The following is a 25,306-nucleotide window of genomic DNA, read 5'->3' as shown; positions in this document are numbered from 1 at the left end:
CTGTCCCGCCGGCTGCGCGATGTCCCCTTCCGGCCGCGTGTTTAGAGTTTGGTCCACGCCCCATTCTTCTTCGACGACTTCACGCAGGCTTCGATGAAGGCCATGCCTTCGACGCCGTCCTGGATGGTCGGGAAGACGACATCCTTGCCCGGTTTGCCGCCCTTCTTGCGTGCTGCCCGAATCGCCCGCGCGGCCTCCTGGTAGATGTTGGCGAAGCCTTCGAGATAGCCCTCGGGGTGGCCTGACGGCACGCGGCTGACGCGGCCTGCCACCGGCAGCGCACCGGCGCCGTTGCGGGTGAGCAGCTGCTTCGGCTGGCCGAACGGCGTGTACCAGAGATAGTTCGGGTCGGCCTGCACCCACTCCAGCCCGCCCTTGGAACCATAGATGCGCAGCTTCAGCCCGTTCTCATGGCCGGGCGCCACCTGGCTGGCCCAGATCATGCCCTTGGCGGCGTGCGCCTTGCCGACCGGCTTGAAGCGCAGCAGCGCGTTGACGTTGTCGTCGAGCTGCCGCCCCGGCACGAAGGCGTCGAGATCGGCCGACAGCGAATCGAGCTCCAGCCCGGAGACGAAGCGCGCCAGATTGTAGGCATGCGTGCCGATGTCGCCCAGCGCACCGCCGGCGCCGGCCTGCTTGGGATCGGAGCGCCAGGCCGCCTGCTTCTGGCCGGTGGCGGCAAGGTCCTCGGTCAGCCAGTCCTGCGGATATTCCGACTGCACGATGCGGATGTCGCCGAGCACACCCTTGGCCACCATCTCGCGCGCCTGGCGGATCATCGGATAGGCGGTGTAGTTGTGCGTCAGCACGAACACCTTGCCGGTCTTTTCGACCACTGCCGCCAGTCTCTTCGCTTCGGCAAGGGTGGTTGCCAACGGCTTGTCGCAGATGACGTGAATGCCGGCTTCGAGAAACGCCTTGGCCGCCGGCACATGCACATTGTTTGGCGTGACGATGGCCACCGCTTCGATGCCGTCGGGACGCTTGGCTTCGGCCTTGGCCATCTCGGCATAAGAGCCGTAGCTGCGAGCGGGATCGAGCCCGAGTTCGGCGGCCGAGGCCTTGGCACGCTCCGGGTTCGCCGACAGCGCGCCGGCGACCAGCACGAAGTCATTGTCCATGCGCGCCGCGATCCGGTGCACAGCGCCGATGAAAGCGCCTTGCCCGCCTCCGACCATGCCGTAGCGGATCGGGCCGCCGCCTCCCGTTTCCGATTTCGATGCGCCGACCATGTTTGTCTCCCTCGTCTCGTGCGTTCTGCTTTTGGCGTTTGCTGCTGCCGGCGAAGCCGGTCAGATCCCCATCATCGCGCGCAGCAGCTTCTTGTCCGTGGTGCCGCTGGCAAAATCATCGAATGCCCTTTCCGTCACGCGGATGATGTGATGCTGGATGAAAGGCGCCCCTTCGGCCGCACCGTCTTCAGGATGCTTCAGGCAGCACTCCCATTCCAGCACTGCCCAGGAATCATAATCGTACTGCGTCAGCTTGGAGAAGATGCCGCCGAAATCCACCTGCCCGTCGCCGAGCGAGCGGAACCGCCCGGCCCGGTTGGTCCAGCTCTGATAGCCGGAATAGACGCCTTGCCGTCCCGTCGGATTGAACTCGGCGTCCTTGACGTGAAACGCCTTGATGCGCTCGTGATAGATGTCGATGAATTCGAGATAGTCGAGCTGCTGCAGCAGGAAGTGCGACGGGTCGTAGTTGATGTTGCAGCGCTTGTGGCCGCCGACCGCGTCGAGGAACATCTCGAAGGTGGCGCCGTCGAACACGTCCTCAGAGGGGTGAATTTCGTAGCCGACATCGACGCCATTGTCCTCATAGACATCGAGGATCGGCTTCCAGCGTTTGCCGAGCTCGCCAAAGGCCTCCTCGATCAGTCCGGCGGGCCGCTGCGGGAAGGGATAGAGGTAAGGGAAAGCCAGCGAGCCGGTGAACGACACCGAAGCATTCAGTCCGAGGTTGCGCGATGCCTTGGCACCGAACTTCATCTGCTCGACCGCCCATTTCTGCCGTGCCTTCGGATTGTTGTGCACCGAGGCCGGCGCGAAGCCATCCATCTGCGCGTCATAAGCAGGGTGCACCGCCACCAGCTGTCCCTGCAGATGCGTCGACAGTTCGGTGATCTCGACGCCGGCGTCAGCGCAGATGCCCTTCACCTCGTCGCAATAGGCCTTGGAAGAGGCTGCCTTTTTGAGGTCGAACAGCCGCGCGTCCCAGGTCGGGATCTGCACACCCTTGTAGCCGAGCCCGGCTGCCCATTTGGTGATCGAGGCCAGCGAATTGAACGGCGCGGCGTCGCCCGCGAACTGCGCCAGAAACAGCCCAGGGCCCTTCATTGTCGTCGGCATCGGCATCCTCCCAAATCATTTTCCAGGGACCAAGCATAGCGCCTGACGAAAGCAGGGCCAGCCTCTTTGGTCTTTTCGCACCATGCGCTTGTGCATTGCCATTCTGGTATTACCAAATGCCAAATTCTGGTCAAGCTGTTTGATGCACGATTGCGACCATTTACATAGGCCGCACCGACGCACATACTTCAATATAATCAATACAGTAGATCGGAAGACGGCGGGTGCGATGGCGCTCCTTGCCGTCTGCAGGAAATTGCTGTAGACCTCCACTCAGGCCCAATTGGTCGAACCAGTTTGCGAAAAATGCTGGAGCGCCTTGGGGAGGAATCATGCGGCACGCTCCGATGGAATGCGTCGCAGGCGAACTGGTACAGGCGAATCTGGGAAGGACAGACCATGCATCTTTCGACGCACAACTGGATGCGGGCGGAACCGTTGGAAACAACGCTGAAGCGCATCAAGAAATTCGGCTACGAGTCGATCGAGATTTCCGGCGAACCCGAACAGTACAAGACCAAGGAGACGCGCGCGCTGCTGAAAGAGCACGGCATCCGCTGCTGGGGCGCGGTGACGCTGATGCTGGGCGAGCGCAATCTTGCCGCCAAGAACCAGGGCCAGCGCGAGCGCTCGGTGCAATACGTCAAGGACGTGCTGACCATGATCAGCGAGCTCGACGGCGAGATCATCACCCTGGTTCCCGCGACCGTCGGCAAGGTGGTGCCGGACGGTACCGAGGAAGAGGAATGGAAATGGGTGGTCGACGCCACCCGGGAATGCTTCACCCACGCCAAGAAGGTCGGGGTCAAGATCGCAGTCGAGCCGCTCAACCGCTTCGAAACCTATCTGTTCAACCGCGGCGCCCAGGCGCTGGCGCTGGCCGATGCGGTCAGCCCGGAATGCGGTGTCTGCCTTGACGCCTATCATATCCACATGGAAGAATTTAACGTCCATGACGCCATCCGCCAGGTCGGCAAACGCCTGTTCGACTTCCATGTCGCCGACAACAACCGCTTTGCTGCCGGCCTTGGTCAAATCGACTGGCCGAAGATCGTCGCGACGCTGAAAGAAGTCGGCTATGACGGCGCGCTGACCAACGAGTTCGTCGCGCCCGTCGACCGCACGCCGGCCGCCCCCTATCCCGATATGGTCGAGCGCCATCCGGTCGACATCTCGCCCGAACAGCTGAAGTTCATCCAGGATCACGGCTCCAGCGTGCTGACGGAGAAATTCTACACCGACCAGATGCGCATCACCGCCGAAACGCTGCTGCCGCTGATCAAGTAGCCAATCCGGATGCGCATCAGAAACGTCCAGGCCTGGTGGGTCCGCATACCGATCGAAGCCGCGAAGCAGCATCGCAGCGACTTCGGCCAGGTGGCGACGTTCGACGCCGCCATCCTGCGCATCGAGACCGATGACGGGCTGGTCGGCTGGGGCGAAGGCAAGAATGCCGCCGGCAGCGCAGGCAGCTATGGCGCCCTGGTCCATATGCTGAACCATGAGGTCGGCCCGCAATTGATCGGCCGCGACCCGGCCGACATCGGCGTGATCTGGGAGATGCTCTACAACGGCGTGCGCCACGACAGTGCGGCGCGTGCCGGCCACGCTATGCCGCAACTGGCACGCCGCGGCATGAGCGTTGCCGCCATCAGCGCCGTCGACATCGCGCTCTGGGACATCCTGGGCAAATCGCTCGGGGTTCCGGTGTGGCGGCTGCTCGGCGGCCGCAAGCTTGATCGCATGCAGGCCTACGCCTCCGGCGGCTGGGCCGCCGCCGACGCCATCGGCGAGCAATTGAAATCCTATATCGCCAGGGGCGGCTTCAAGGCGCTGAAGATGCGGATCGGCGCCATGGACGGCGCCCCGCATGTTTCCGCCGCCCGTGTGCGTGCGGCGAGACAGGCGCTCGGTCCCGATGTCGACCTGATGGTCGATGCGCATGGTACGTACACGGTGGCCGAAGCCAAGCGCTTCATTCATCTCGCCGGCGACCTCGATCTCGCCTGGTTCGAGGAGCCGGTCATTGCCGACGACAAATCGGGCATGGCCGAAGTGCGCTCCTGCGGCTCTGTTCCCATCGCCACCGGCGAGAGCGAGGCGACGCGCTATGCCTTCCGCGATCTCGCCGTGCTCAAGGCCGCCGACATCTTCCAGCCGGATCCGGCCTTTTGCGGCGGCATCAGCGAAGCCATGAAGATCGGCACCATTGCCAGTGCCTTCAATCTGCGTTTTGCGCCGCATCTATGGGCCGGCGCGCCTTGCTTCTTTGCCGGACTGCATGTCTGCGCGGCTTCGCCGGCCAGCTTCACCGTCGAATATTCGCTCGGCGCCAACCCGATGATCCATGATCTTATCGAAGAGACTGTCGAAGCAAAGGACGGTATGATAGCGATCCCCGAGAAGCCCGGACTGGGGTTCACCATTTCGGAGCGGTTTCTGGAGGCGCACGCGCAACGCAGTTGACGATGAAAGAAAAGAACCTTCTCGCCGAACTCGCCGCCTATCTCTTCTCCCACTCGGACAAGGAGACGGGCCGCACGCCGTCGGAACGCGAACTGGCGGAGCACTTTGGCGTCAGCCGCGGCCAGATCCGCGAGGCGCTGGCCATTCTCGAAGCCATGCGCATCGTCGAGCGCCGTGCCAAATCCGGCATCTACATCGACACCAAGCAGGCCAGCGTGGAAGCCATGGCGCTTTTCGCCCGCGCGGGCCTGCCGCTTGACCCGATCCAGATCTACGAGACCGTTGAGCTGCGCAAGATCCACGAGATCAAGGCCGCCGAACTGGCCTGTTCGCGCGCCACCGAGGAGAATTTCGAGCGGCTGCGCGAAATCCTGAAGGCCTCGGAAGATCGCATCGCCGCCGGCGAAGGCCTTGCCAAGGAAGACCGCGAGTTTCATCTCGAGATCGTGCGGGCGACCAAGAACAGCGTTTTCCACAATGTCTGCAGCGTCTACTACATGATGGGCGAACAGCGCCTGCCGATCTATTTCAACGACCCCGAGCGCTCAGTGCGCTCGCATGCCGAGCACATCCAGATTTTCGAGGCGCTGCTGCGCCGCGACGGCAACCTCGCCCAGGCGCTGATGAGCGCCCATCTGCAAGGCGCGGAGAGCTACTGGAAGGGCCTGATCGAAGGCCGCGAGGCCGTGCCGCAAAGCCCGGCGCTCGAGAAGGCCTGACATGCCCAAAATCCTGTCGACTCACACGCTGCATCCGCGCGCCGCTGCCATGCTGACCGGCGCCGGCGAACTCGTCATCGCCTCCAATGTCGATGCGGCCATGCTGGCCGCCGAGGCGAGGGACGCCGACATCGTCATCGTCCGCGCGCACCTGCCGCCGGCCCTTTTCGAAACTGCAACGAAGCTGAGGGCGGCCATCCGCCACGGCGCCGGGCTCGACATGATCCCGATGGAGGCAGCCGCTGCCGCCGGCGTCCTGGTGGCCAACGTGCCGGCGGTCAATGCGCGCTCGGTTGCCGAGCACGTGATGTTCGCGGCGCTGGCGCTTTGCCGCCGCTTCCGCATGGTCGACCGCGACCTGCGCGCAAAAGGCTGGCTCGCCGGCCGCGAGCACGCCAATTCCAACAGCGAACTCGCCGGCAAGACCATCGGCATTGTCGGCCTTGGCGCGGTCGGCCACGCAGTCGGCCATATCGCCGCGCACGGCTTCGACCTCAATGTGGTGGCGACGACGCGCAGCCTGCAGCCGGCGCCCGAAAGGGTCGGCTTCCTGTCGATCGACGCGCTGGTCGAGCAGAGCGACATCATCGTTTTGTGCTGCCCGTTGACGCCCGAGACACGTGGCCTGATCAGCCGCGAGCGCATCGCCCGCATGAAACCACATGCGCTGCTGATCAACGTCTCGCGCGGGCCGGTAATCGACGACGACGCGCTGATCGAGGCCTTGCAACAGGGTCGCATCGGCGGCGCGGCGCTCGATGTCTTTGCGACGCAACCGCTGCCTCCAGGGCATCCCTATTTCGGCTTCGACAATGTCATCATCACTCCGCACATGGCTGGAATTACCGAGGAATCGATGATGCGCATGGGGATTGGTGCTGCCGGCGAGACCTTGCTGGTGCTGGCCAACCGGCTGCCGGTCAATCTGCGCAATCCCGAAGTGGTCGAGCACTACCGCAAACGGTTTCCGGCTAACTGAAGTTTCTGCAGGTCGCCTCAATTTTCCCGGATTTGGCGACGACCTTCGCCGCCATGGTCAAGAGCGTCGCAAGAATTATTGTTCTGATTGGCGGCGCCTGCGTGGCAGTAGCCGAGGCTCAGGCCGATGGGCAAGGCAGCTACGTGCCCTGCGACAACGGCCTGCTTTGCGTGGTGGCGCCTTGCCCTTCCTCCAGCGCGCTCAACCTCGCCACCGGCAAGGTCGTCATGGGCGTTTGGATCGATATCGACGGCCTGCCGCAGCAGGACAGGGCGCCTGACCTGTCCGACGAGCTCTATCCCGGCAAACTCGTTGTCACAGGTGCGATCGAGAAGCGGCCGTGGAGCTTCAACGGCAAGCAGTACAGCCTGCCGACATTGGTCGCCACCGGCATCAAACGCACCGCCAAGGACAGCGAACGCAAGCATTGCTCGTCACACTGATATTTGACGCCGGTCAGCGGCCAAGCAGCCGCTCGACCTCGGCCGCAATGCGCAGCAGGTGATGGTCATGGCCGTTGCGCGCCACCAGCATCAGCCCCGCAGGCAACTTCATATCAGGCATCGGCAGCGAGATCGCGCAGAGGTCGAACTGGTTGGCGACCTGTGTGTTGCGCAACAGCAAGCCTTCGGTGCGGTCGCGCAGTTCGGCATCCCTAGTCATCGAAACGATGGTCGGCGCCGTCACCGGCGTGGTTGGCAGCACCAGCACGTCGACCGACGACATCCGCTCATCCATGGCGGCAGCCAACGCGGTGCGGCGCCGCATTGCCCTGATGTAGACCGGGGTCGGCAGCATTGCTGCCCGCGACAAAGGCCCGCTGACGTGCGGGTCGACCGGCACCGATGCCCATGTCGCCAGCCAATCGGCATGGATTTCGGCCCCCTCCATCGCCGCGATCGAACCCCGCTTGGTGGCCGCGCGCAGATCGGTGAGAAGGTCGTCGATCGAAAAATCCGTTAGCCGCGCGCCCGCCTGCTCGATGCTGGCCAAGCTGCGATCGAACGCGGCGGTGACCTCGCTTTCGGTGTCTACGAAAAGCAGGCCACGCGGGATGCCGACGCGAAGCCCGGCGAGCGGCAGCGGCAGGTGCAGTGGCGGCAGGCCCTCGCCTGACATCGCTGCGTCGGCGACCGCGCAGGCAGCGACACTCAGCGCCAGCGGCCCTATCGAATCCAGTGTCGCCGACAGGGGATAGGCGCCGGTCAGCGGCACCCGCCGCGCCGTCGGCTTGAAGCCGACGACGCCGTTCAGCGATGCTGGTATGCGCACCGAGCCGCCGGTGTCGGAGCCGATGGCGATGTCGCAAGTGCCCTCGCCGACCGAGACACCGGCGCCCGAGGACGAGCCACCCGGAATGCGGCTAGCATCCGTCGCATTGCCGGGCGTGCCGTAGTGCTGGTTGTCACCGATGGCGGTGAAGGCGAATTCGGTCATGTTGGTCTTGCCGAGGATCACCGCCCCCGCCTGCCGTAGCCGACTGACGATGGCGGCGTCGCGCAAAGCAGGCGTGGCATTCCTCAGCATCAGCGAACCCGCGGTGGTCGCCTCGCCGGCGACATCGAACAGATCCTTGATCGAGACGATGGTGCCGTCGAGCGGTCCGAGCGTCACACCAACCTTGCGCCGAGTATCAGCGGCATCAGCGGCGGCCCGTGCAGCTTCGGTATAGAGCTTGGTGAACACGCGTTCGTCACCGGCGCGGGCAGCGAGGCGGGCGAGGATGATTTCGAGGTGATCACGGACAGATTGCATTTCGGTGTCGGACTCCTGACGCCCTGAACGTCATAACGGGGTGCGGCAGTTCATGGCTTGCCGAGACTTAACCCGGTGCAGGCGGTTTTGCACCCTGTCGAATACGAGGAAGAATCCGATGCACTACAAAGGCAGCTGTCATTGCGGCAAGGTCGGCTTCGAGTTCAAAGCCGAACTGCGTGGGGCCGTGCGGCGCAATTGCTCGATCTGCTCACGCAAGGGCGCCCTGCTGTGCGCCATCCCGCATGAGAGCCTGACGCTCCTGGCCTGGGGTGACGACCTAGGCATCTACACATTCGGCAATCATGCCATCGCGCACCGCTTCTGCCGCAACTGCGGCATCCATCCCTTTGCCGAGGATGTCGGCGAGGGCGGTGAACGCAGTGCCTATATCAACATCAACTGCGTCGCCGATCTCGACCCTTCCAAATTGTCGATTTTCGACTTCGACGGGCGTGCCGTCTGAGCCGAGGTCGCTGCCTATGTCGAGACAAGCCTCAGCCGCTGCCATCACAGCCGCGGCGACCCGAAAACCATGATGGTTCTCGGGCCGCTGCTTACGTCAGGGATGGTTGTTGGGAGTGACTACTCCGCCTGCTTCGGGCCGCGCAGGAACACAAGGATCGCCGCTAGCAATGTGGCCGCGCCGCAATAGGCGAAGGCGCTGGCCACGCCTGCATGGTCGACCAGCAGGCCCCCGAACACAGCACCCAGGGCGATGGCCACCTGGAAGGTCGAGACCATCAGCCCACCGGCGCTCTCGGCCTGGTCGGGCGCGGCGCGCACCAGCCAGGTCTGCAGCCCGACTGGCACCGCGCCGAAGGCAAAGCCCCAGACCGCAACAGCAGCGGCGGCGATCGTCGGCGAGGCGCCGAACACCAGCATCGAGGCGGCGGCCAGTGCAATCAGCAGGGGCGCCAGCGCAACGGCTGCCTTGAGGTTGCGTTCGGCCACGATGCCGCCGGCGACATTGCCGAAGAAGCCGCCAATGCCGTAGGCCAGCAGCACCAGCGAGATCGTCTCGATGTCGAGCACGGGAACCTTCTCGAGGAAGGGGCGAACGTAGGTGAAGCCGGCAAAGTGCCCCGAAGCCACCAGCAGCACGACGAGCAGCGCCACCCTGATCGTCGGACGTTCCAGCACAGCAAGCAAGGTGCGGAAGCTTGCCACGCCCATCGGTGGCAGCTTCGGGATGGTGGCCACTTGCACCAACAACGCCAGCGCGCCGACGATGGTCGCAATCATGAACGCCGTGCGCCATCCCCAGATTTCACCGACATAGGCGCCAACAGGGGCGGCGGTGACCGTGGCCAGCGAAACACCGGTCAGGATGATCGACATGGCACGCGGCATCAATCGCATCGGCACCAGCCGCAGCGCCATGGCCGCCGACATCGCCCAGAAGCCGCCCAAGGCGACGCCGAGCACGACGCGGGCAAGCAGGAGCACAGGAAGCGACGAGGCAAACGAGGCCAGAAGGTTCGAGACGATCAAAAGCACCGTCAGGCCCCACATCACCAGCCTGCGGTCCAGGCGCCTTGTAATGATGGCCATGGTCGGTGCCGCAATGGCGCCGACGACGGCGGTCGCCGTCACCGCTTGTCCTGCGACGCCCTCGGTGACGCCGAGATCACGCGCCATCGGCGTCAGCAGGCTGGCGGGCAGGAATTCCGCTGTGACGAGGCCGAAAACACAAAGCGCCAGCGAGACCACGGCACCCCATGCCGGCTCGGTTCGCTCGTCCTGATCTGACGGGTTCAAAAGTGTGGCGTCGACGACGCCTGTCGCGGGTTCGGCCATGGTCAGTCTCCGGTTGTTTGCAACGCCACATAGGAAATGGCCGACTGAGGGCTCCACCCGTTTCATGCTCGACCGTTGCCGGTTTGAACACGTTCAGTCTTCGATTTTTCGTTGCGGCGTAACATCTGGCTGCACTGCAACATAGGGAGTGACCACCTGGAGTTTCCATGCTAGAAACACCATTATGTTTGACCATTCGTCCAAAATTCCGATCACTGGCGATCCGCTGACGGACATTTTGCGCGGGCTTCGCCTCGACGGCGCCGAGTATGGCCGCTGCGAAATGAAGGAGCCCTGGGGCATCCAGTTTCCGGCCCAACCGGCGGCGCGGTTTCATTTCATCGGCCGCAAAGGCTGCTGGCTCAAGCAGCCGTCGGGCGAATGGGTGGAGCTCAAGGCCGGCGACGCGGTGCTACTGCCGCGCGGTGCAGCACATGTTCTGGCGAGCGAACCCGGTGCAAGAACCTGGCCGATCCACAGCTACGAAGTCGAGGAGGTCTGCAAGGACGTCTACTGCATGTCGAATGAGGAGATGTGCGGCAAGGATTGCCGGCCGGGAACGCTGCTGTTTTGTGCTAGCATGTATTTCAATCTCGACGGCCTGCACCCTTTGCTCGGCATGATGCCGGATGTGATGCGCTCCCATGAACTGGAAGCCTACGAGCCGGGCATTCCGCATCTGCTGGAGGCGATGGCGCGCGAAGTGACTATGGAGCGCGTTGGCTCCGGCGGCATTCTGGCGCGGCTGGCTGACGTGCTTGCCGCCACCGTCATCCGCTCATGGGTCGAGCGCGGCTGTGGCGACTCCTCGGGGTGGATCGCGGCGGTACGGGATCGCGAGATCGGCCGCGTGCTGGCCGCCATTCATCTCGAACCGGACCGCGACTGGACGGTGGAGACGCTGGCCAGGATGATGGGCGCCTCGCGATCGGGTTTCGCAGAGCGCTTTGCGACAATCGTCGGCGAAACGCCGGCGAAATATGTCACCCAGGTCAGAATGCATCAGGCGCGACAATGGCTGGTCCGCGACCGGCTCAAGATTTCCGTTGTTGCCGCACGGCTGGGTTACGAATCCGACGCATCCTTCAGCCGCGCTTTCAAACGCGTAATTGGCACGGCGCCCAGCCATTTCCGGGCCGAGGAACAGGCAGAACTCCGCCAGGCTAGTTAGAGCCCGCGCGGCTTAGCTCGCGTGCCGCAAGCTGACGCCGCTGCCCTTGTCGAACAGCACCACCTTGTCCTGATTCCAGGCAAAGCGCACCGGCTGCTCGATCGCGACATCGGTCCTGGCCGGCACTGTGGCGCGCAGCGTGGTGTCGCCGACCCTGAGCGTCAGGATCTTCTCGACGCCATGGTTCTCGACATCGTGGACCCGCGCCTCCACCGGTGCACCGCTCTCGAGATAGACATCTTCCGGGCGAATACCGAAGACGAGCGGGCGACCGTCGGTCGCCACGCCCGCCTTGGCACCCCCAGAGAAAGGCAGTTCGAAGTTCAGCGGCGCCATCACCGCACGGCCGTTGACCAGCCTGCCGTCGATCAGGTTCATCGGCGGCGAGCCGACGAAGCTCGCCACATAGGTGTCGCGCGGATTGTTGTAGATCTCGTACGGCGTGCCGGTCTGGATGATGCGGCCATGGTTGAGCACGCCGACCTTGTCGCCCATCGACATCGCCTCGATCTGGTCGTGGGTGACGAACAGGAAGGTGGCGCCAAGCTGCATCTGCAGGTTCTTCAGCTCGGTGCGCAGCGCCTCGCGCAATTTGGCATCGAGCGCCGACAGCGGTTCGTCCATCAGGAACACGCGCGGCTTGCGCACGATGGCGCGGCCGATGGAGACGCGCTGCATCTCGCCGCCTGAGAGACGGTCGGTCTTGCGGTCGAGCAGATGCTCGATGCGCAGCGTTCTGGCGGCGCGGTCGACGCGGTCCTTGATCTCGGCGTCGGGTCCTCCGGTCAAGCCGGAGGATGACGGCGTGAGCGTTGAGAGGGCGACGCACACCGACCGGCGCGGACCGGCGCGAGCGCGACCTGCCGGATAGCGTCAGCTGCTGATCATCGCGCTGTCTTGTTGAGAGCGGTGACGACCAGCGCGAGAACCACCGCCGCGGCGGCGATTTCCCACACGAAAGCCTGCTTGTAGAAAGGCGGCGTGGCGAGCTGCGCCTTGCCGGCGAGAGTGTTGGGGTCCGGTGGATTGAGGAAGAAGACGCCGTAGAGATGCGCCGCCGTGATCGAAACCAGCAGCACAATGCAGAAGACCAGCGCCACGACCAGCGCTACGGTCACCACACTGCGCACCTTGACGCCCGGCTGGGCCAACGGCAGCAGGTTGTTGATGAGTCCGGCAAGCACCACGAGACCGCTGCCGACCGCGTACAGGCCGATGGAAAAGGGTTGGAAGATCAGCACCAGCGCCATGACGCCGAGGCCAATGATGAAGACCTCGAGGCAGAACGCGCCGGCGCGGCTCATGCCGGAAGAACTGTCGCTCATGACCGCACCGCCTTTCCGGCGCCATCGAAGACATGGGTTTGCCTGGGATCGGGGCGTAGATTCAGCGCCTCGCCGACCTTGACTCGCTGGCTTCTCGTCACCACGACGCGGATGTCGGCGCCTGCCGCCGTGCGGGCATGAATAAGGGTTTCGGCGCCCATGGGCTCGATGAGCTCGGCCCGGGCGGAGATGGTGCCACGGTCCCCCGTATCGGTCGCGGTGAAGGCGCGGGGGCGGACACCGATCGTCACCTTGCCGGGCTGCAGGCGCGCGACCGCCGCGTCCGTGCGGATCGCCAGACTAGTGCCGGCCACGGTCATGTCCGCCGTGCCATCGGCGAAGGTCTTGAGGTCGGCCTCGAGAAGATTCATCTGCGGCGTGCCGATGAAGCTCGCCACGAAAGCATTGGCGGGCTTGGCAAATACCTCGTGCGGTGAGCCGACTTGCTCGATCAGGCCGTCCTTCATGATGGCGATGCGGTTGGCCATGGTGAGCGCTTCGAGCTGGTCATGGGTCACGATCACGGTCGCTTTGGAGAGGCCCTGCAGCACTTCCTTGATCTGGCCACGCATGGTCTGGCGCAGTTCGACATCGAGACGCGACAAGGGCTCGTCGAAGAGGAAGCAATTGGGGTCGCGGACGATGGCGCGGGCCATGGCGGCGCGCTGCTTTTCGCCCTCGGATATCTGGTTCGGCAGCCGGTCGAGAACGTGCTCCAAGTGGAGGATCGCAGCGACGCGGTTGACGCGGGCAGTCCGCTCAGCCCCGGAAATGCCGTCATGATAGAGCGGGAAGGCGATGTTCTCGCCGACCGATGCCGACGGGTAGAGCGCGTAGAACTGGAACACCATGGCGATGTCGCGCTTTTCGGGCGGCAGGTTGTTCATCACCTTGCCGGCGATGACGACCTCGCCGTCAGTGACGCTTTCCAGCCCGGCGATGACGCGCAAGGTCGTCGTCTTGCCACAGCCGGACGGGCCGAGAAGGCAGACGACCTCACCGGCGGCCACCGACAGGTCAACGTCCTTGACCGCGGTGAAGGAGCCGAAGCGCTTGGTGACTTTGCGGAGTTCGATGGTTGACATCTCAGCGCTTCACTGTGCCGAAGGTAACGCCGCGCAATAGATGGTTTTGCAAGAAGAAGGTGACCAGGAAGACTGGGACGAGGAACAGGGTTTCGATGGCGGCAAGCAAAGTCCAGTCGGTGCCGCGTCCACCCGACGACACGGCCTGGTTCATGGCGACCGGGACCGTCCTCGTGTCGGGCCCCGAGAGCAACAGGGCGAAGAGGAACTCGTTCCAGGTGAGGATCAGGCCGAACACGAACGTGGCGGCGAGCCCGGCAATGACCTGGGGCAGGCAAATCTTGAAGAACACCCGCATTCCGGACGATCCGTCGATGCGGGCGGCATCCTCGACGTCTGGCGACAATTCATCGAAGAAGCTCTTCATCATCCAGATGGTGAAGGCCAGGTTGAAGGCAGTGTAGAGCATGATGATGCCGAGATACGAACCCGACAGGCCCACTACGCGGAACATCAGGATCACCGGAATGATCACCACGATCGCCGGCAGCATACGCGTGGTGAGGATGATGAACAGGTAGGTGTCATTGCCTTTCAGCGGATAGCGCGAGAAGCCGAAGGCCGCCAGGGTGCCGATGACCAGCGCCAGCAGCACCGACGCCGAGGCGATGAAGATCGAGTTGAAGAAATAACGGTCGAATCCTGTCGCTTCCGGGGCACCGTCCGGCGTCATCGAGCGGGAAAAGACGGACCCAAAATTTTCGAGCGTGGGCTTGAACACAAAATGGTCCGGAATCAAGCCGAACAGCGACGTGGGCGACAGCGTCGGAGGCACCAGGAGCGCGTCGCCCTGCGGTTTGAAGGCGGTGAATATGATGAACAGCACCGGCAGAAAATAGATAAAGGCGACCACGGCCACGGCGAGCGTCCGCCCCCAGCCGGCCTCGTCTACTCCGCTGGCCCTGCGGAAGCCGAGCTTTCCCAATATCGATTCGGCCACGGGTTAGGCTCCCTTCGTACGGCGGTTTGCGAGGTACAGGTAGAGGTTGGTGAGAACGATCACCATGAACAGCATCAGATAGGAGATCGCCGCGCCCTCACTCGTCTTGTTCTGCTCGTTGGCGATGCGGATCAAGTGATAGGAGATCGTCAGTGTGTCGTTGCCGCCCTTGGTGAGGAGGATGACGAGATCCGCCAGCTTGAATGCCTCGATGGTGCGGAAGAGAAGGGCCAACATCAGAAGGCCGCGGATGTAGGGGAAGGTGATCATCCAGAATTGCCGCCAGCCGGAAATACGGTCGATGGCAGCGGCCTCGTAAAGGTATTTCGGCACCGAGACGAGGCCCGCCAGCACAAGGAGCATGACGAAGGGCGACCACATCCATGCGTCGGCGAAAACGATTCCCGCCACGGCACCGACTTTGTTGCTCATCAGGATGAACTGGTTGCCGGAGATGGAATTGATGACGTAGCTGAGAATCCCGAATGTCGGGTCATAGTAGTAGGTGAAGAACACGCCAGAGGCGACAACCGAAAGCATCATCGGTGTCAGCACCAGGATCAACAAATACTTGCGCAGCGGAAATTGCTTGGCGAACAGGATGGCCAGCAGAAAGCCGACGATCATCTGCGCGGAGACGGTGAACACGACGAACATGGCGGTATTGATCAGCGCGCCCCAAGTCGCGTGAGCAGCGAGATCGTTGGTAAGGATCCGGACGTAGTTCCCGAGTCCGACGAAGCGGATCGTCTGCTGGTTTGCCTGGTAGGCGAAGAACGAAAGGCCCAGCGACCACAGCAGGGGGAAGATATTCATCACAAACAGAACGGCGATTGCCGGAGCGACCAGCAAGGCGCCGAAGTAGTGGCGGCGATACGCGTTGACGGTAAATGCGGCCGCGACCAACGCCGCCATGGCGCCCACCACCCAGAAGGAGACAGCCGCCGGCAAGCCCGCCATTGATATGGCCGACACGACGACAGCGACAGCGATGGCGAGTTTCCAGTTGTGGGCAACAACCGCGGTAAGGCGTGGTGTCTGCAGCGTGCTTGAAACAGCGGTCATGGGAGTCCGAAATATGGAGCGCCTGACGTGGCAATGACGGGGAGCGGCTTTTGCCCGCTCCCCGCAGCTATGTCGGAAGGTTACTGGATAAGACCATCGTTCTTCAGGAGGTCCTCCTGGAACTTGGCGATGTTATCCAGAGTGGTCTTGGCGTCCTGCTTGCCAGTGATGGCTAGGTCGTACTGGTCCTGCTGCTGGGTGAGCAGTTCGAAGAACTGCGGCACGTGCCACATGTCCTTCTGCCAGTCGAGCGAATTCGCCCAGGCGCGGTCCCACGGGCGATAGGTCGCATACTTCGGATCGCTGTAGACAGACTTGATCGCGGACTGGCCGCCGGCGGCGGCGAACTGGTGCTGGATATCAGGCGAGAGCCACCACTTCACGAAGCCCACCGCTTCCTTGATTTGCTCAGGCGTCGTCCAGGTGGTGAGAACGAAAGGCTGTCCGCCGATCTGTGACGTACGATTCACCTTGCCGTCGGCGCCGCGCAGGCCTGGCGCCAATCCGAACACCAGCTTGTCGGAAACCTTCGACGTCTTGGGATCGAGCGAGGCTTCGGCGAGACCGATCCAGTCGATGTTCATGGCCACCTTGCCTTCACGGAACAACTGGTCCGAGACGAAGATGTCCATGGTGCCGGTCTTGACCACCGGCGGCATGTACTTCAGCAATTTGAGGAAATGCTCCATGCCCTCGATGGACTTCGGGGAGTTTACGACGCCTTCGGCATGTCCGGTCGGGGCCTTGGTTTCATCCCAGATGCCGCCGCCATGCTCCCAGACGAACGTGTGGACCGAGCTCGTCGAGAAGTCGTAGCCTTTGCCTGCCTGATAGGCGATGCCGTAGAAATCGTCATCCAGCACCTGGCCGGCGAGCTTGTCGCCCTTCTTGCGCTGGAAGAATTCGCCAACATGCTCGAAGGTGTTCCAGTCCATGGCGTCGATTTCTTCGCCGGTGCAGGGCAGCTTCTCATTGTACTTCGCCTTGTAAGCGGCCTGCTCGTCGGCGTTGCAAAGCACGTCCTTGCGGCCGTAGGTGACCAGCACGTCCGGGAACTGCGGGAAGCCGTAGTAGTTCGGCGTGCTGTTGGGATAGGTCGAGTAGGCGTTGAGCACGGCGGGATGCATCGACTCCATCGTCGCCTTGAGTTCCGGGTCGGCATCGATGAGATCGTTGATCTTGCGGAAGTAGCCGCCTTCGACGAAGGCGCCCAGCCACTGCGAGTCCGACACGATGAAGTTGTACTTCTTTTCGCCCGAGGTCAACGAGGCGTTGACGCGGGTGTAGAAATCCGGCCACGGAATGAAGTCGACATCGAGCTTCACGGTATTGCCAGACTTGGGCTTGTACTGCTCGTCGAAGAACTTCTTCATAATGCGGGTCGGGGGCCAATCCGGCACCGCCATCGTCAACGTCACTTCTTCGGCAGAGGCATAGGTCACGCCTCCCACCAGTAGCGTGGCAGCGAAGCTTGCGGCTGTCGCTAGGCCTTTCACTTTGGTCATCGCCGTCATTCGCGTTTCCTCCCTTGGTTAACCGTATTGCTTCTCGCCGTTCGCGTCAGGTCATTGCCTGGCCGCTCGCGGCGCGGAAGACGTGGATTTTCCTGTTATCGATGGCGATCGATGCCGAATCGCCGGTCCTGATGCTGGCGGCGATCGCTTCCGGCAGCACCATGCGCAACATCTGGCCACCGGCCTCGACCGAGACGATCGTGATGTCGCCGAGCGGTTCGACCAGACGCACATTCGAGGCAACCCCGGCTTCGCCCTTGGCGGCGAGCCGAATGTCGCTCGGGCGAATGCCGATCAGCGCGGCCTCGCCGGCATCGGCAGTCTCTGGCGCCGTCGCCGGAACCAGAGTCCCGAGCGGCGTGTCGAAAGACCTGGTGTCGGCGCGCACCGAGGCCGTGAACAGATTCATGTGCGGCGAGCCGATCTTGCTGGCGACATAGGTATGGATCGGCTGCTCGTAAAGCTCGTCCGGCGTGCCGATCTGGACGATGCCGCCATCGCGCATGACGGCGATCGTCTCGCCCATCGAGAGAGCCTCGAGCTCGTCGGGCGTGGCATAGATCACGGTCATGCCGAACTGGCGGTGCAGCCGCTTCAGCTCGGCGCGCGTCTCGTGCCGAAGCTTGGCGTCGAGATTGGTGAGCGGCTCATCGAGGAGAAGAATCTTTGGCCGGCGGATCAGGGAGCGGCCGAGCGCGACGCGCTGCTGCTCCCCGCCGGACAGGGTTGCCGGCTTGGCCTTCAGGCGGTGTGTCAGCTTCAGGATCTCGGCGGTCTCTTTCACCCGCTTGTCGATCTCGGCGGGCGCGGCTTTCTCCTCGCGCAGCGGATAGGCGAGATTGTCATAGACCGTGAGGTGGGGGTAAAGCGCGAAAGACTGGAAGACCATCGAGATGCCGCGGCCGGCGATCGGCGCATGGGTCATGTCGCGGCCGCCGATCTCAAGCGTGCCGGAGTCGGCCTGGACGAGGCCGGCGATAGTGCGCAGCGTCGTTGTCTTGCCAACCGAGCTCGGCCCGAAGAGTACGAAGAAGCGGCCTTCGTCGACGGCGAAGCTCAGGTCGTTGATGGCGCGCACGGATCCATAGGCCTTGCTGAGCCCATCGAGGCGCAGCGCAATCCCCTTGCCGGCACTTGCGCGAGGCGACGTCTGCGTCACGATGCGCCACCTCGTGCGGACGGAACACGCGCCATCCGTACGATCCTCCTCGCCCTGTCGAAATGGACTGCGGCTGTCATTCCCGATCCGCCTTTTCTTTCCTAATCTGGTATTACCAATTTAAGATGCCCGTCAAGCGCTTTCTTGAAATTCGCCGTCACCAAAATAAGCTGGAAACGTCCGCTATATGTTCGTATTTCCTTCATTTTTGGCAGTTCTCCACCTTCATCCCGTTCGCAAAACGCCAATCCCCAAAATTACTGAAATCGCCGACCTTCAAATCTGGTCGAACCAGATTCGCTCCGAGCTACCGCGGCGACCGCCCCGGATTGCCCTCGACGACCCCCCAATCGGTCCGCATCGGGAGAAGTCTCATATCCTGCATCCGCCTTCGTCCAGCCCTCCTCCATGTGCCCAATTCACGCCCTGGTCAGGGTGGCGTCCGGAGTCGCGCCTGCCGCACCAGCGCTGAGGCCGCCCACTGGGCGACGGCCAGGGTCTTGCCGCTGTCCAGGCCCCAGATGTCCTTCAGCACAATCAGCAGTTCGACGCCGAAAATCAGCGACAGCGCCTGCGCCAGGCGCTCGAATTCGCGCGGCGGCAGCTCGCCCCTCAGTGGCGCAAGCGCATCCTCCAGCAGGTCCATGCGATGGCCGCGGGTAAAGGCCGGCTCGCCGCCCAGCGCGCCTGCCTGCTGGCGGGCCCACTGGTCGAGCGACAATTTCAGCGCCGCCTTGAACGTCGCCTCGAAGGCCTCGATGCGCGGCATCGCGCTGTCTATCAACTCCGCCAGGCGGCGTTCGGCATCGGACGAATCGGATCGCCACTCCAGTATCGGGCCTAGCCCCTCGTCGACGACCGCCTGCACCAGGGCTGTCTGGCTGGGGAAATAGCGGTAGGCGGTGGCGCGCGACACTTCGGCCGCTTCGGCAACCTCGCTGACCGAAGGCGTGACGCCAGCCTGCATCAACCGCGTTGCCGTCTCCAGCATCAGCCGCTTTGTGCGCGCACGGGGCCCACGCTCGGCGGCATGGTCAGCTTCGTCGTTCGCTGCGGCTTGTTGACGTGAGACATCCATGTCAATACGATACGCGCGTCTCAAAAATTTGCAATGGCCTTCGCTTGCCGACGGCTGGCAGAAGCCGATGACAAACGTCGGCCGCATGACGACCGGGGAAACGCCATGAAGCGCATCTATGTGGTGGGCACCGCCGACACCAAGGGCGAGGAACTCGCCTTCCTGGCCGACGCAATCACCGCGGCCGGTGCGGCTGTTGTCCGCGTCGATGTCGGCACGCGGGGCGCGACCGTGCTGGTCGACATTGCGGCACGCGAAGTCGCCGACCATCATCCCTCTGGCCGCAGCGCCGTGCTTGATATCGATGACCGCGGTATCGCCGTCGCGGCAATGGGCATCGCCTTCGCCCGCTTCGCGCAGTCGCGCACCGACATCGCGGCCATGATCGGCCTTGGCGGTGGCGGCGGCACCTCGATCATCACGGCAGGCATGCGCGCATTGCCGCTCGGCCTGCCCAAGATCATGATCTCGACGCTGGCCTCGGGCGACACCGCACCCTATGTCGATGTCTCCGACATCGTCATGATGCCGGCTGTGACCGACATGGCCGGCCTGAACCGGCTGTCGCGTGTCGTGCTGCATAACGCCGCCCAGGCGATATCGGGCATGGCGGCGAAACCAGCGCCGCCGCCCGACGGCAAGCCATCGATCGGCCTCACCATGTTTGGCGTCACCACGCCTTGCGTGACCGCCATCGCCGACCAGCTGCGCTCGACCTATGACTGCATGGTCTTCCACGCCACCGGCACCGGCGGCCGTTCGATGGAAAAGCTCGCCGACAGCGGCCTGCTCTCCGGCGTCATCGACATCACCACCACGGAAGTCTGCGACCTCCTGTTCGGCGGCGTGCTGCCGGCGACCGACGACCGTTTTGGCGCCATCGCCCGCACCGGACTGCCCTATGTCGGCTCTGTCGGCGCGCTCGACATGGTCAATTTCTGGGCGCCGCCGACCATTCCGGAAAAATATCGCGGACGCCTGTTCTACGAGCACAATCCGAACGTGACGCTGATGCGCACAAACGCCGAGGAGAGCCGAGCCATCGGCCAATGGATCGGCACGAAGCTGAGCCTTTGCGAGGGTCCAGTCCGCTTTCTCATTCCCGAAAAAGGTGTCTCGGCGCTCGACATCGAGGGCGGCGCCTTCTTCGACCCGGAAGCCGATGCCGCTCTGTTCGACGCCATCGAGCGCACGATCAACCCAAGCGACGCCCGTCGCGTGACGCGCTTGCCGTTGCACATCAACGACCCCGAATTCGCCAAGGCTGCGGTCGCTGCCTTTCTCGACATCGCCAGACAGTGAGATACGAAGACATGGCCGCGATACCGCGCAAGAAAATCCTGGAAAAGTTTCGCAAGATGATCGCCGACGGTGTGCCGATCGTCGGTGGTGGCGCCGGCACCGGCCTGTCGGCCAAGGCCGAGGAAGCCGGCGGCATCGACCTGATCATCATCTACAATTCCGGCCGCTACCGCATGGCCGGCCGCGGCTCGGCCGCCGGCCTGCTCGCCTATGGCAACGCCAACGAGATCGTCAAGGAGATGGCCTATGAGGTGCTGCCGGTGGTCAAGAGGACGCCGGTGCTGGCCGGCGTCAACGGCACCGATCCCTTCGTCATCATGCCGCTGCTTCTGGCCGAGCTGAAGACGATGGGCTTTTCCGGCGTGCAGAATTTTCCGACCATCGGCCTGTTCGACGGCCAGATGCGGCAAAGTTTTGAGGAAACCGGCATGGGTTTCGGGCTCGAGGTCGACATGATCGCCGAGGCGCACAAGCTCGACCTGTTGACCACGCCCTATGTCTTCAACCCCGACGAGGCGCGCGCCATGACCAGGGCCGGCGCCGACATTGTCGTCGCCCATATGGGGGTAACCACCGGCGGCTCGATCGGCGCCACGTCGGCCAAGTCGCTCGACGATTGCGTGCAGGAAATCGACGCCATCGCGGCTGCCGCGCGCTCGGTGCGCAAGGATGTCATCCTGCTTTGCCATGGCGGGCCGATCTCGATGCCGGACGACGCCCGCTACATTCTCGACCGCTGCAAGGGCCTGCACGGTTTTTATGGCGCCAGCTCGATGGAGCGCCTGCCGGCCGAAGCGGCAATCGCCAGACAGACCGCGGATTTCAAAGCGGTCACGCTTGGCGGCAAAACGACTGCAAAGAAAAAGAAGGGATGAGAGATGACCGACAAGAGCAAGGTATTTGTCTACCCCAAGGATGTTAGCGCCTTCGGCTTCGACTGGGGCCGGCTGGCGCTGACCGTCGCTCCCGAGGTGAACGGTGCGGAGCGCTTTTCCGGAGGGGTCGTCGACCTGCCCTCAGGCAAAGGCCATACGCGCCACAATCATCCAGGCGCGGAAGAGATCATCTTCGTCATCTCAGGCCATGGCGAGCAGATGGTCGAGGACGAGAAGGGCAATCCGGTGGTCGCCAAGGTCGGCCCCGGCTGCACCATCTATGTGCCGGAAAGCCGCTTTCATTCGACGCTGAACACCGGCGACGGGCCGATGCAGCTGTTCGTCGTCTACTCGCCGGCCGGGCCTGAACTGGTGCTGCGCGAGTTACCGGATTTCAGGCTGCTGCCGCCGGGCGGGAAATAATCAACTCCCTATCCGCTAAGCGACCCCACCGCGATTCCACCCCCGCCCCCGGTCGCCGAACATCACATAGCCGGTCTCGGTGACCGCCAGCGTGTCCTCCAGCTTGATGAAGCCGCGCGTCGGATGAAGCATGGTCGTCTCGACCGACAGCACCATGTTGGTCTCCAGCAGCTTGGCCGCATAGGTGCCTTCATAGGTCACCGGATGGTTGGTCATCAGGAACGGCGCTTCATGCGTGATCAGCCCCATGCCGTGGGCGAAGAAATCGGTATAGGGCGCCACCTTCGACGCCTTCAGCACGCCCTCGGCGTAGGAGATCATGTCGCCGCCGAGCGTGCCGGCCCTGACCTTGGAGAAGGCCGCCTGCTGCACCGTCTCGACCTCGGCCAGAAGATCCTCCAGTTCAGCGTCCGGTTCGCCGAGAATCCCCATGCGGCAGAGGTCGCCGATATAGCCGTGATAATTGCCACCGGAATCGATCGACAACACCTCGCCCTTTTTCCACGCTTGCGGTGAAGCGGCGCGGTTGTGGCTGGCGCCCAGCGTCAGCAGGCAATATTCGAAATGCGCGCCGCGATTGGTTTCTTCGCGCCGCAGCTGCTCGATGATCTCGCTCTTGGTCGTGCCTTCTCGCGCCCAGCCGATGGTCGCCAGCATGGAATCGGTGATCAGCTCGGAAGCGGTGCGCAGCTTCTCCAGCTCCGCGTCGGTCTTGATGGCGCGCATGCTCTCCAGCATCGCCGTCGCGTCGATCAGCTTGGCATCCGGCAACGCCCTGCGGATCAGCGTGTAGGCATCCGACGGCAGAAAGCTCGGCTCGATGCCGATGCGGGCTCCTGCCTTTCCGATTTTCGTCAGATGCTGGACGGCGAGATTCGCGGCGTCCAGCGTGCCCCAGCAGGCGGCATGCAGCGTCGGCGTCCAGAACGGGTTATTCTGGTGTTCCGCGCCTTCCATGCGGTTGCCGATATAGGCGGCGTGGTCCAGCCCACCCTTCTCGTAGACGACGACCGGCAGATAGCGGCTGTGGCCGATTGCATCCATGGCGGCGAAGAAGATGAATTTGTAGCCGCCGAGCAGATACTGCGTGTTGTGCTTGGAGGTCGCGAGCAGCACGTCGATGCCGGCCTCTTCCATCAATCGGTCGACCCTGGCGTGGTCGAACGGGATGTTGCTGACGGCAGTCTTGCCCGGGGCGAAGTTCATCTCTCTCTCTCCCTGAATTACCAGCCGGTCGGTCGGATCGCCGGCTGTTTGGTCCTGATCGTCTGGCTATCGGCCAAATCTGCACCAGATTGCCCGGTCTGGTCCAGCCAGAAATAGGTTGTTCTGGCTCAACCGCTCAAGCAGTCAGCTCCACCAGCCGCTTTTGGCCATATCTGGTCTTACCAGATCAGGCGCATGGAACCACTTCCCTATGACTGGTCCAGCGGATGGAATTTTCAAAGCCACATGAAGATGCGCCAATTCCGTCTCTGGCGAAACCCTCGCCAAGGCCCATAATCCCCGCCGCATGGATGCTCGCGAGCGTCCGAGGGATATTGGCGCCCCCGACCAGGTCGCGGAGAGGACGGAGTTCGATCATGTCAGATTTCACGATTTCCAGACGCACGATGCTTGCCGGATCAGCCTTGCTGCTGGCCTCCACCGCCATGCCGACGATAGGCTGGGCGCAGACGCCAAAAAAGGGCGGACGCCTGGTGCTTGCCGCCGATTCCGAGCCGCGCAACCTCAACCCGGCGATCGTCGCCTCCAACGGCGTCTTCTTCATCTCGAGCAAGATCGTCGAAACGCTGGCCGAGGCCTCCTTTGACGGCAAGGACGGGCTCGACCCGCGCCTGGCGCTCAGCTGGGAAGGCGCTGCCGACGGCCTGTCGGTGACGTTCAAATTGCGCGACGGCGTCAAATGGCATGACGGCAAACCCTTCACCTCCGCCGACGTCGCCTTCTCGGCGCTGCAGATCTGGAAGCCGCTGCAGAATCTCGGCCGCACCGTGTTCAAGGACCTGGCCGCCGTCGACACGCCGGACGAGCTGACCGCGGTGTTCAAATTCGCCAAACCGACGCCGTTCCAGCTGATCCGCAACGCCCTGCCGGCGCTGTCGAGCGTGGTGCCGAAGCATATCTACGAGACCGGCGACATCGCCACCAACCCGGCCAACAATGCCCCGGTCGGCACCGGCCCGTTCAAATTCGCCGAATACAAGGCCGGCGAATATTACCGGCTGGCCAGGAACCCCGACTACTGGGGCAAGGACGAGCCCTGGCTCGACGAGATCATCTACCAGGTTCTGCCCGACCGCACCTCTGCGGCAAGCGCGCTCGAAGCCGGAGAAATCCAGCTCGCCGCCTTTTCGGCCGTGCCGCTGGCCGACCTCGACCGCATCTCCAAGGTGGCGGGCCTCAAGGTGATCACCAAGGGCTATGAGGGGCTCACCTACCAGCTCGTCGTCGAGATCAACCATCGCCGCAAGGAGCTCGCCGACCTCAAGGTGCGCCAGGCGATTGCACACGCGATCGACAAGGACTTCGTCGTCAAGACCGTGTTCCTCGGCTATGCCGCCACCGCCACCGGCCCGGTGCCGAAGAACGACCCGCAATTCTACACCGCCGACGTGCCGACCTATGCCTTCGACGTCGCCAAGGCCAACGCGCTGCTCGACGAGGCCGGCTACAAAAAAGGCCCCGACGGCAAGCGTTTTTCGCTGAAGCTGTTGCCGGCACCCTATTTCAACGAGACCAAGCAGTTCGGCGATTATCTGCGCCAGGCGCTGGCCGCCATTGGCATCGACGCCGAGCTGGTCAACAACGACTCGCCTGCGCATATCAAGGCCGTCTACACCGACCACGCCTTCGACCTTGCCGTCGGCCCGCCGGTGTTCCGCGGCGACCCGGCGATCTCGACCACCATCCTGGTGCAAAGCGGCATCCCGGATGGCGTGCCCTTCTCCAACCAGGGCGGCTACAAGAACGACGATCTAGACGCCCTCATAGCCAAGGCCTCGGAGACGCTCGACACATCAGCCCGCACCGACCTTTACAAGGAGTTCCAGAAAAAGGTCGCCGCCGACCTGCCGCTGATCAACGTCGCCGAATGGAGTTTCATCAGCGTCGCCAAGGATACGGTGGGCAACATCGCCAACAATCCGCGCTGGGCGGTCTCGAACTGGGCGGACACGTATCTGGCGGGCTAACCTCCAGACTTGCAGATCATCTGTCCGGGTGCTCAGGTTCGACAATGAGAGTTCCTTCGCGCCCCCCTCTGTCCTGCCGGACATCTCCCCCACGAGGGGGGAGATCGG

General features: G+C 63.3%; 23 protein-coding genes and 1 pseudogene. 11 read left to right on the top strand and 13 right to left on the bottom strand.

The features are described 5' to 3' along the window. Window positions 1-41 precede the first annotated feature (41 nt). Window positions 42-1,232, bottom strand: a complete 1,191-nt coding sequence (locus AC1DXN_RS22635) for a Gfo/Idh/MocA family protein (protein WP_477271214.1) — start codon at window positions 1,230-1,232, stop codon at window positions 42-44. A gap of 60 nt (window positions 1,233-1,292) precedes the next feature. Continuing rightward, window positions 1,293-2,348: a sugar phosphate isomerase/epimerase family protein gene (locus tag AC1DXN_RS22630; RefSeq protein WP_477271213.1), complete on the bottom strand. Its 1,056-nt coding sequence runs from the start codon at window positions 2,346-2,348 to the stop codon at window positions 1,293-1,295. Window positions 2,349-2,747: 399 nt separating this feature from the next. Here AC1DXN_RS22630 and AC1DXN_RS22625 point away from each other — a divergent pair, with 399 nt between their 5' ends. The 5 genes from AC1DXN_RS22625 (at window position 2,748) to AC1DXN_RS22605 (ending at window position 6,955) form a co-directional block, all read left to right on the top strand. Beyond that, on the top strand, window positions 2,748-3,635 hold the full coding sequence (locus AC1DXN_RS22625) for a sugar phosphate isomerase/epimerase family protein (RefSeq protein ID WP_477271211.1): 888 nt from the start codon (window positions 2,748-2,750) through the stop codon (window positions 3,633-3,635). Window positions 3,636-3,644: 9 nt separating this feature from the next. Then, window positions 3,645-4,814, top strand: a complete 1,170-nt coding sequence (locus AC1DXN_RS22620; protein ID WP_477271209.1) for a mandelate racemase/muconate lactonizing enzyme family protein — start codon at window positions 3,645-3,647, stop codon at window positions 4,812-4,814. A gap of 2 nt (window positions 4,815-4,816) precedes the next feature. Next, window positions 4,817-5,533, top strand: coding sequence for a FadR/GntR family transcriptional regulator (locus tag AC1DXN_RS22615; protein WP_477271207.1), 717 nt, complete (start codon window positions 4,817-4,819; stop codon window positions 5,531-5,533). Window position 5,534: 1 nt separating this feature from the next. Beyond that, on the top strand, window positions 5,535-6,512 hold the full coding sequence (locus AC1DXN_RS22610; protein ID WP_477271205.1) for a hydroxyacid dehydrogenase: 978 nt from the start codon (window positions 5,535-5,537) through the stop codon (window positions 6,510-6,512). A gap of 101 nt (window positions 6,513-6,613) precedes the next feature. Then, window positions 6,614-6,955 (top strand): hypothetical protein, encoded by a 342-nt coding sequence (locus AC1DXN_RS22605; RefSeq protein ID WP_477271203.1) that lies wholly within the window; start codon window positions 6,614-6,616, stop codon window positions 6,953-6,955. 13 nt (window positions 6,956-6,968) lie between these two features. Here AC1DXN_RS22605 and AC1DXN_RS22600 read toward each other — a convergent pair whose 3' ends face one another. Continuing rightward, complete coding sequence (locus AC1DXN_RS22600; protein ID WP_477271201.1) at window positions 6,969-8,267, bottom strand: amidase; 1,299 nt, start codon at window positions 8,265-8,267, stop codon at window positions 6,969-6,971. 118 nt (window positions 8,268-8,385) lie between these two features. On the opposite strand from AC1DXN_RS22600, the gene AC1DXN_RS22595 reads away from it, so the two are divergent. After that, on the top strand, window positions 8,386-8,733 hold the full coding sequence (locus AC1DXN_RS22595) for a GFA family protein (protein WP_477271199.1): 348 nt from the start codon (window positions 8,386-8,388) through the stop codon (window positions 8,731-8,733). A 119-nt stretch (window positions 8,734-8,852) separates the two neighbouring features. Here AC1DXN_RS22595 and AC1DXN_RS22590 read toward each other — a convergent pair whose 3' ends face one another. Beyond that, window positions 8,853-10,067, bottom strand: a complete 1,215-nt coding sequence (locus AC1DXN_RS22590) for an MFS transporter (protein ID WP_477271197.1) — start codon at window positions 10,065-10,067, stop codon at window positions 8,853-8,855. A gap of 184 nt (window positions 10,068-10,251) precedes the next feature. On the opposite strand from AC1DXN_RS22590, the gene AC1DXN_RS22585 reads away from it, so the two are divergent. Next, on the top strand, window positions 10,252-11,238 hold the full coding sequence (locus AC1DXN_RS22585) for an AraC family transcriptional regulator (RefSeq protein WP_477271195.1): 987 nt from the start codon (window positions 10,252-10,254) through the stop codon (window positions 11,236-11,238). 12 nt (window positions 11,239-11,250) lie between these two features. On the opposite strand, the pseudogene AC1DXN_RS22580 reads toward AC1DXN_RS22585, so the two are convergent. The 8 genes and pseudogenes from AC1DXN_RS22580 to AC1DXN_RS22545 form a co-directional block, all read right to left on the bottom strand. Further along, a pseudogene (locus tag AC1DXN_RS22580) lies at window positions 11,251-12,009 on the bottom strand (ABC transporter ATP-binding protein); the annotation flags it as partial. A 113-nt stretch (window positions 12,010-12,122) separates the two neighbouring features. Further along, complete coding sequence (locus AC1DXN_RS22575; protein ID WP_477271193.1) at window positions 12,123-12,563, bottom strand: hypothetical protein; 441 nt, start codon at window positions 12,561-12,563, stop codon at window positions 12,123-12,125. Then, window positions 12,560-13,648: an ABC transporter ATP-binding protein gene (locus AC1DXN_RS22570; RefSeq protein ID WP_477271191.1), complete on the bottom strand. Its 1,089-nt coding sequence runs from the start codon at window positions 13,646-13,648 to the stop codon at window positions 12,560-12,562. The genes AC1DXN_RS22575 and AC1DXN_RS22570 overlap by 4 nt, the downstream gene beginning before the upstream one ends. 1 nt (window position 13,649) lies before the next feature. Continuing rightward, window positions 13,650-14,588, bottom strand: a complete 939-nt coding sequence (locus AC1DXN_RS22565; RefSeq protein ID WP_020629045.1) for a carbohydrate ABC transporter permease — start codon at window positions 14,586-14,588, stop codon at window positions 13,650-13,652. A gap of 3 nt (window positions 14,589-14,591) precedes the next feature. Then, on the bottom strand, window positions 14,592-15,653 hold the full coding sequence (locus AC1DXN_RS22560; RefSeq protein WP_477248651.1) for a carbohydrate ABC transporter permease: 1,062 nt from the start codon (window positions 15,651-15,653) through the stop codon (window positions 14,592-14,594). Between the two features lie 80 nt (window positions 15,654-15,733). Next, on the bottom strand, window positions 15,734-17,167 hold the full coding sequence (locus AC1DXN_RS22555) for an ABC transporter substrate-binding protein (RefSeq protein WP_477248650.1): 1,434 nt from the start codon (window positions 17,165-17,167) through the stop codon (window positions 15,734-15,736). Between the two features lie 46 nt (window positions 17,168-17,213). Further along, window positions 17,214-18,326 (bottom strand): ABC transporter ATP-binding protein, encoded by a 1,113-nt coding sequence (locus tag AC1DXN_RS22550; protein WP_477271189.1) that lies wholly within the window; start codon window positions 18,324-18,326, stop codon window positions 17,214-17,216. Window positions 18,327-18,756: 430 nt separating this feature from the next. Then, entirely contained in the window at window positions 18,757-19,404 is a 648-nt protein-coding gene (locus AC1DXN_RS22545; protein WP_477271499.1) for a TetR/AcrR family transcriptional regulator, read from the bottom strand. A 105-nt stretch (window positions 19,405-19,509) separates the two neighbouring features. Between AC1DXN_RS22545 and AC1DXN_RS22540 the strand changes: the two genes are divergently transcribed. Genes AC1DXN_RS22540 through AC1DXN_RS22530 form a run of 3 tightly spaced genes read left to right on the top strand, consistent with a single transcriptional unit; the run spans window position 19,510 to window position 22,004 of the window. Further along, window positions 19,510-20,706, top strand: a complete 1,197-nt coding sequence (locus tag AC1DXN_RS22540) for a Tm-1-like ATP-binding domain-containing protein (RefSeq protein WP_477271187.1) — start codon at window positions 19,510-19,512, stop codon at window positions 20,704-20,706. An 11-nt stretch (window positions 20,707-20,717) separates the two neighbouring features. Beyond that, window positions 20,718-21,581 carry a phosphoenolpyruvate hydrolase family protein gene (locus AC1DXN_RS22535; protein WP_477271185.1) on the top strand — a complete coding sequence of 288 codons (864 nt, stop codon included), beginning with the start codon at window positions 20,718-20,720 and terminating at the stop codon, window positions 21,579-21,581. A gap of 3 nt (window positions 21,582-21,584) precedes the next feature. After that, window positions 21,585-22,004: a cupin domain-containing protein gene (locus AC1DXN_RS22530; protein ID WP_477271183.1), complete on the top strand. Its 420-nt coding sequence runs from the start codon at window positions 21,585-21,587 to the stop codon at window positions 22,002-22,004. A 15-nt stretch (window positions 22,005-22,019) separates the two neighbouring features. On the opposite strand, the gene AC1DXN_RS22525 is transcribed toward AC1DXN_RS22530, so the two are convergent. Continuing rightward, on the bottom strand, window positions 22,020-23,210 hold the full coding sequence (locus AC1DXN_RS22525; protein WP_477271181.1) for a M24 family metallopeptidase: 1,191 nt from the start codon (window positions 23,208-23,210) through the stop codon (window positions 22,020-22,022). A gap of 377 nt (window positions 23,211-23,587) precedes the next feature. Here AC1DXN_RS22525 and AC1DXN_RS22520 point away from each other — a divergent pair, with 377 nt between their 5' ends. Continuing rightward, complete coding sequence (locus tag AC1DXN_RS22520) at window positions 23,588-25,198, top strand: ABC transporter substrate-binding protein (RefSeq protein WP_477271179.1); 1,611 nt, start codon at window positions 23,588-23,590, stop codon at window positions 25,196-25,198. Window positions 25,199-25,306 lie beyond the last annotated feature (108 nt).

Source organism: Mesorhizobium sp. P2_H9 (assembly GCF_056403215.1).
This window is presented reverse-complemented; position numbering and strand designations above follow the sequence as displayed.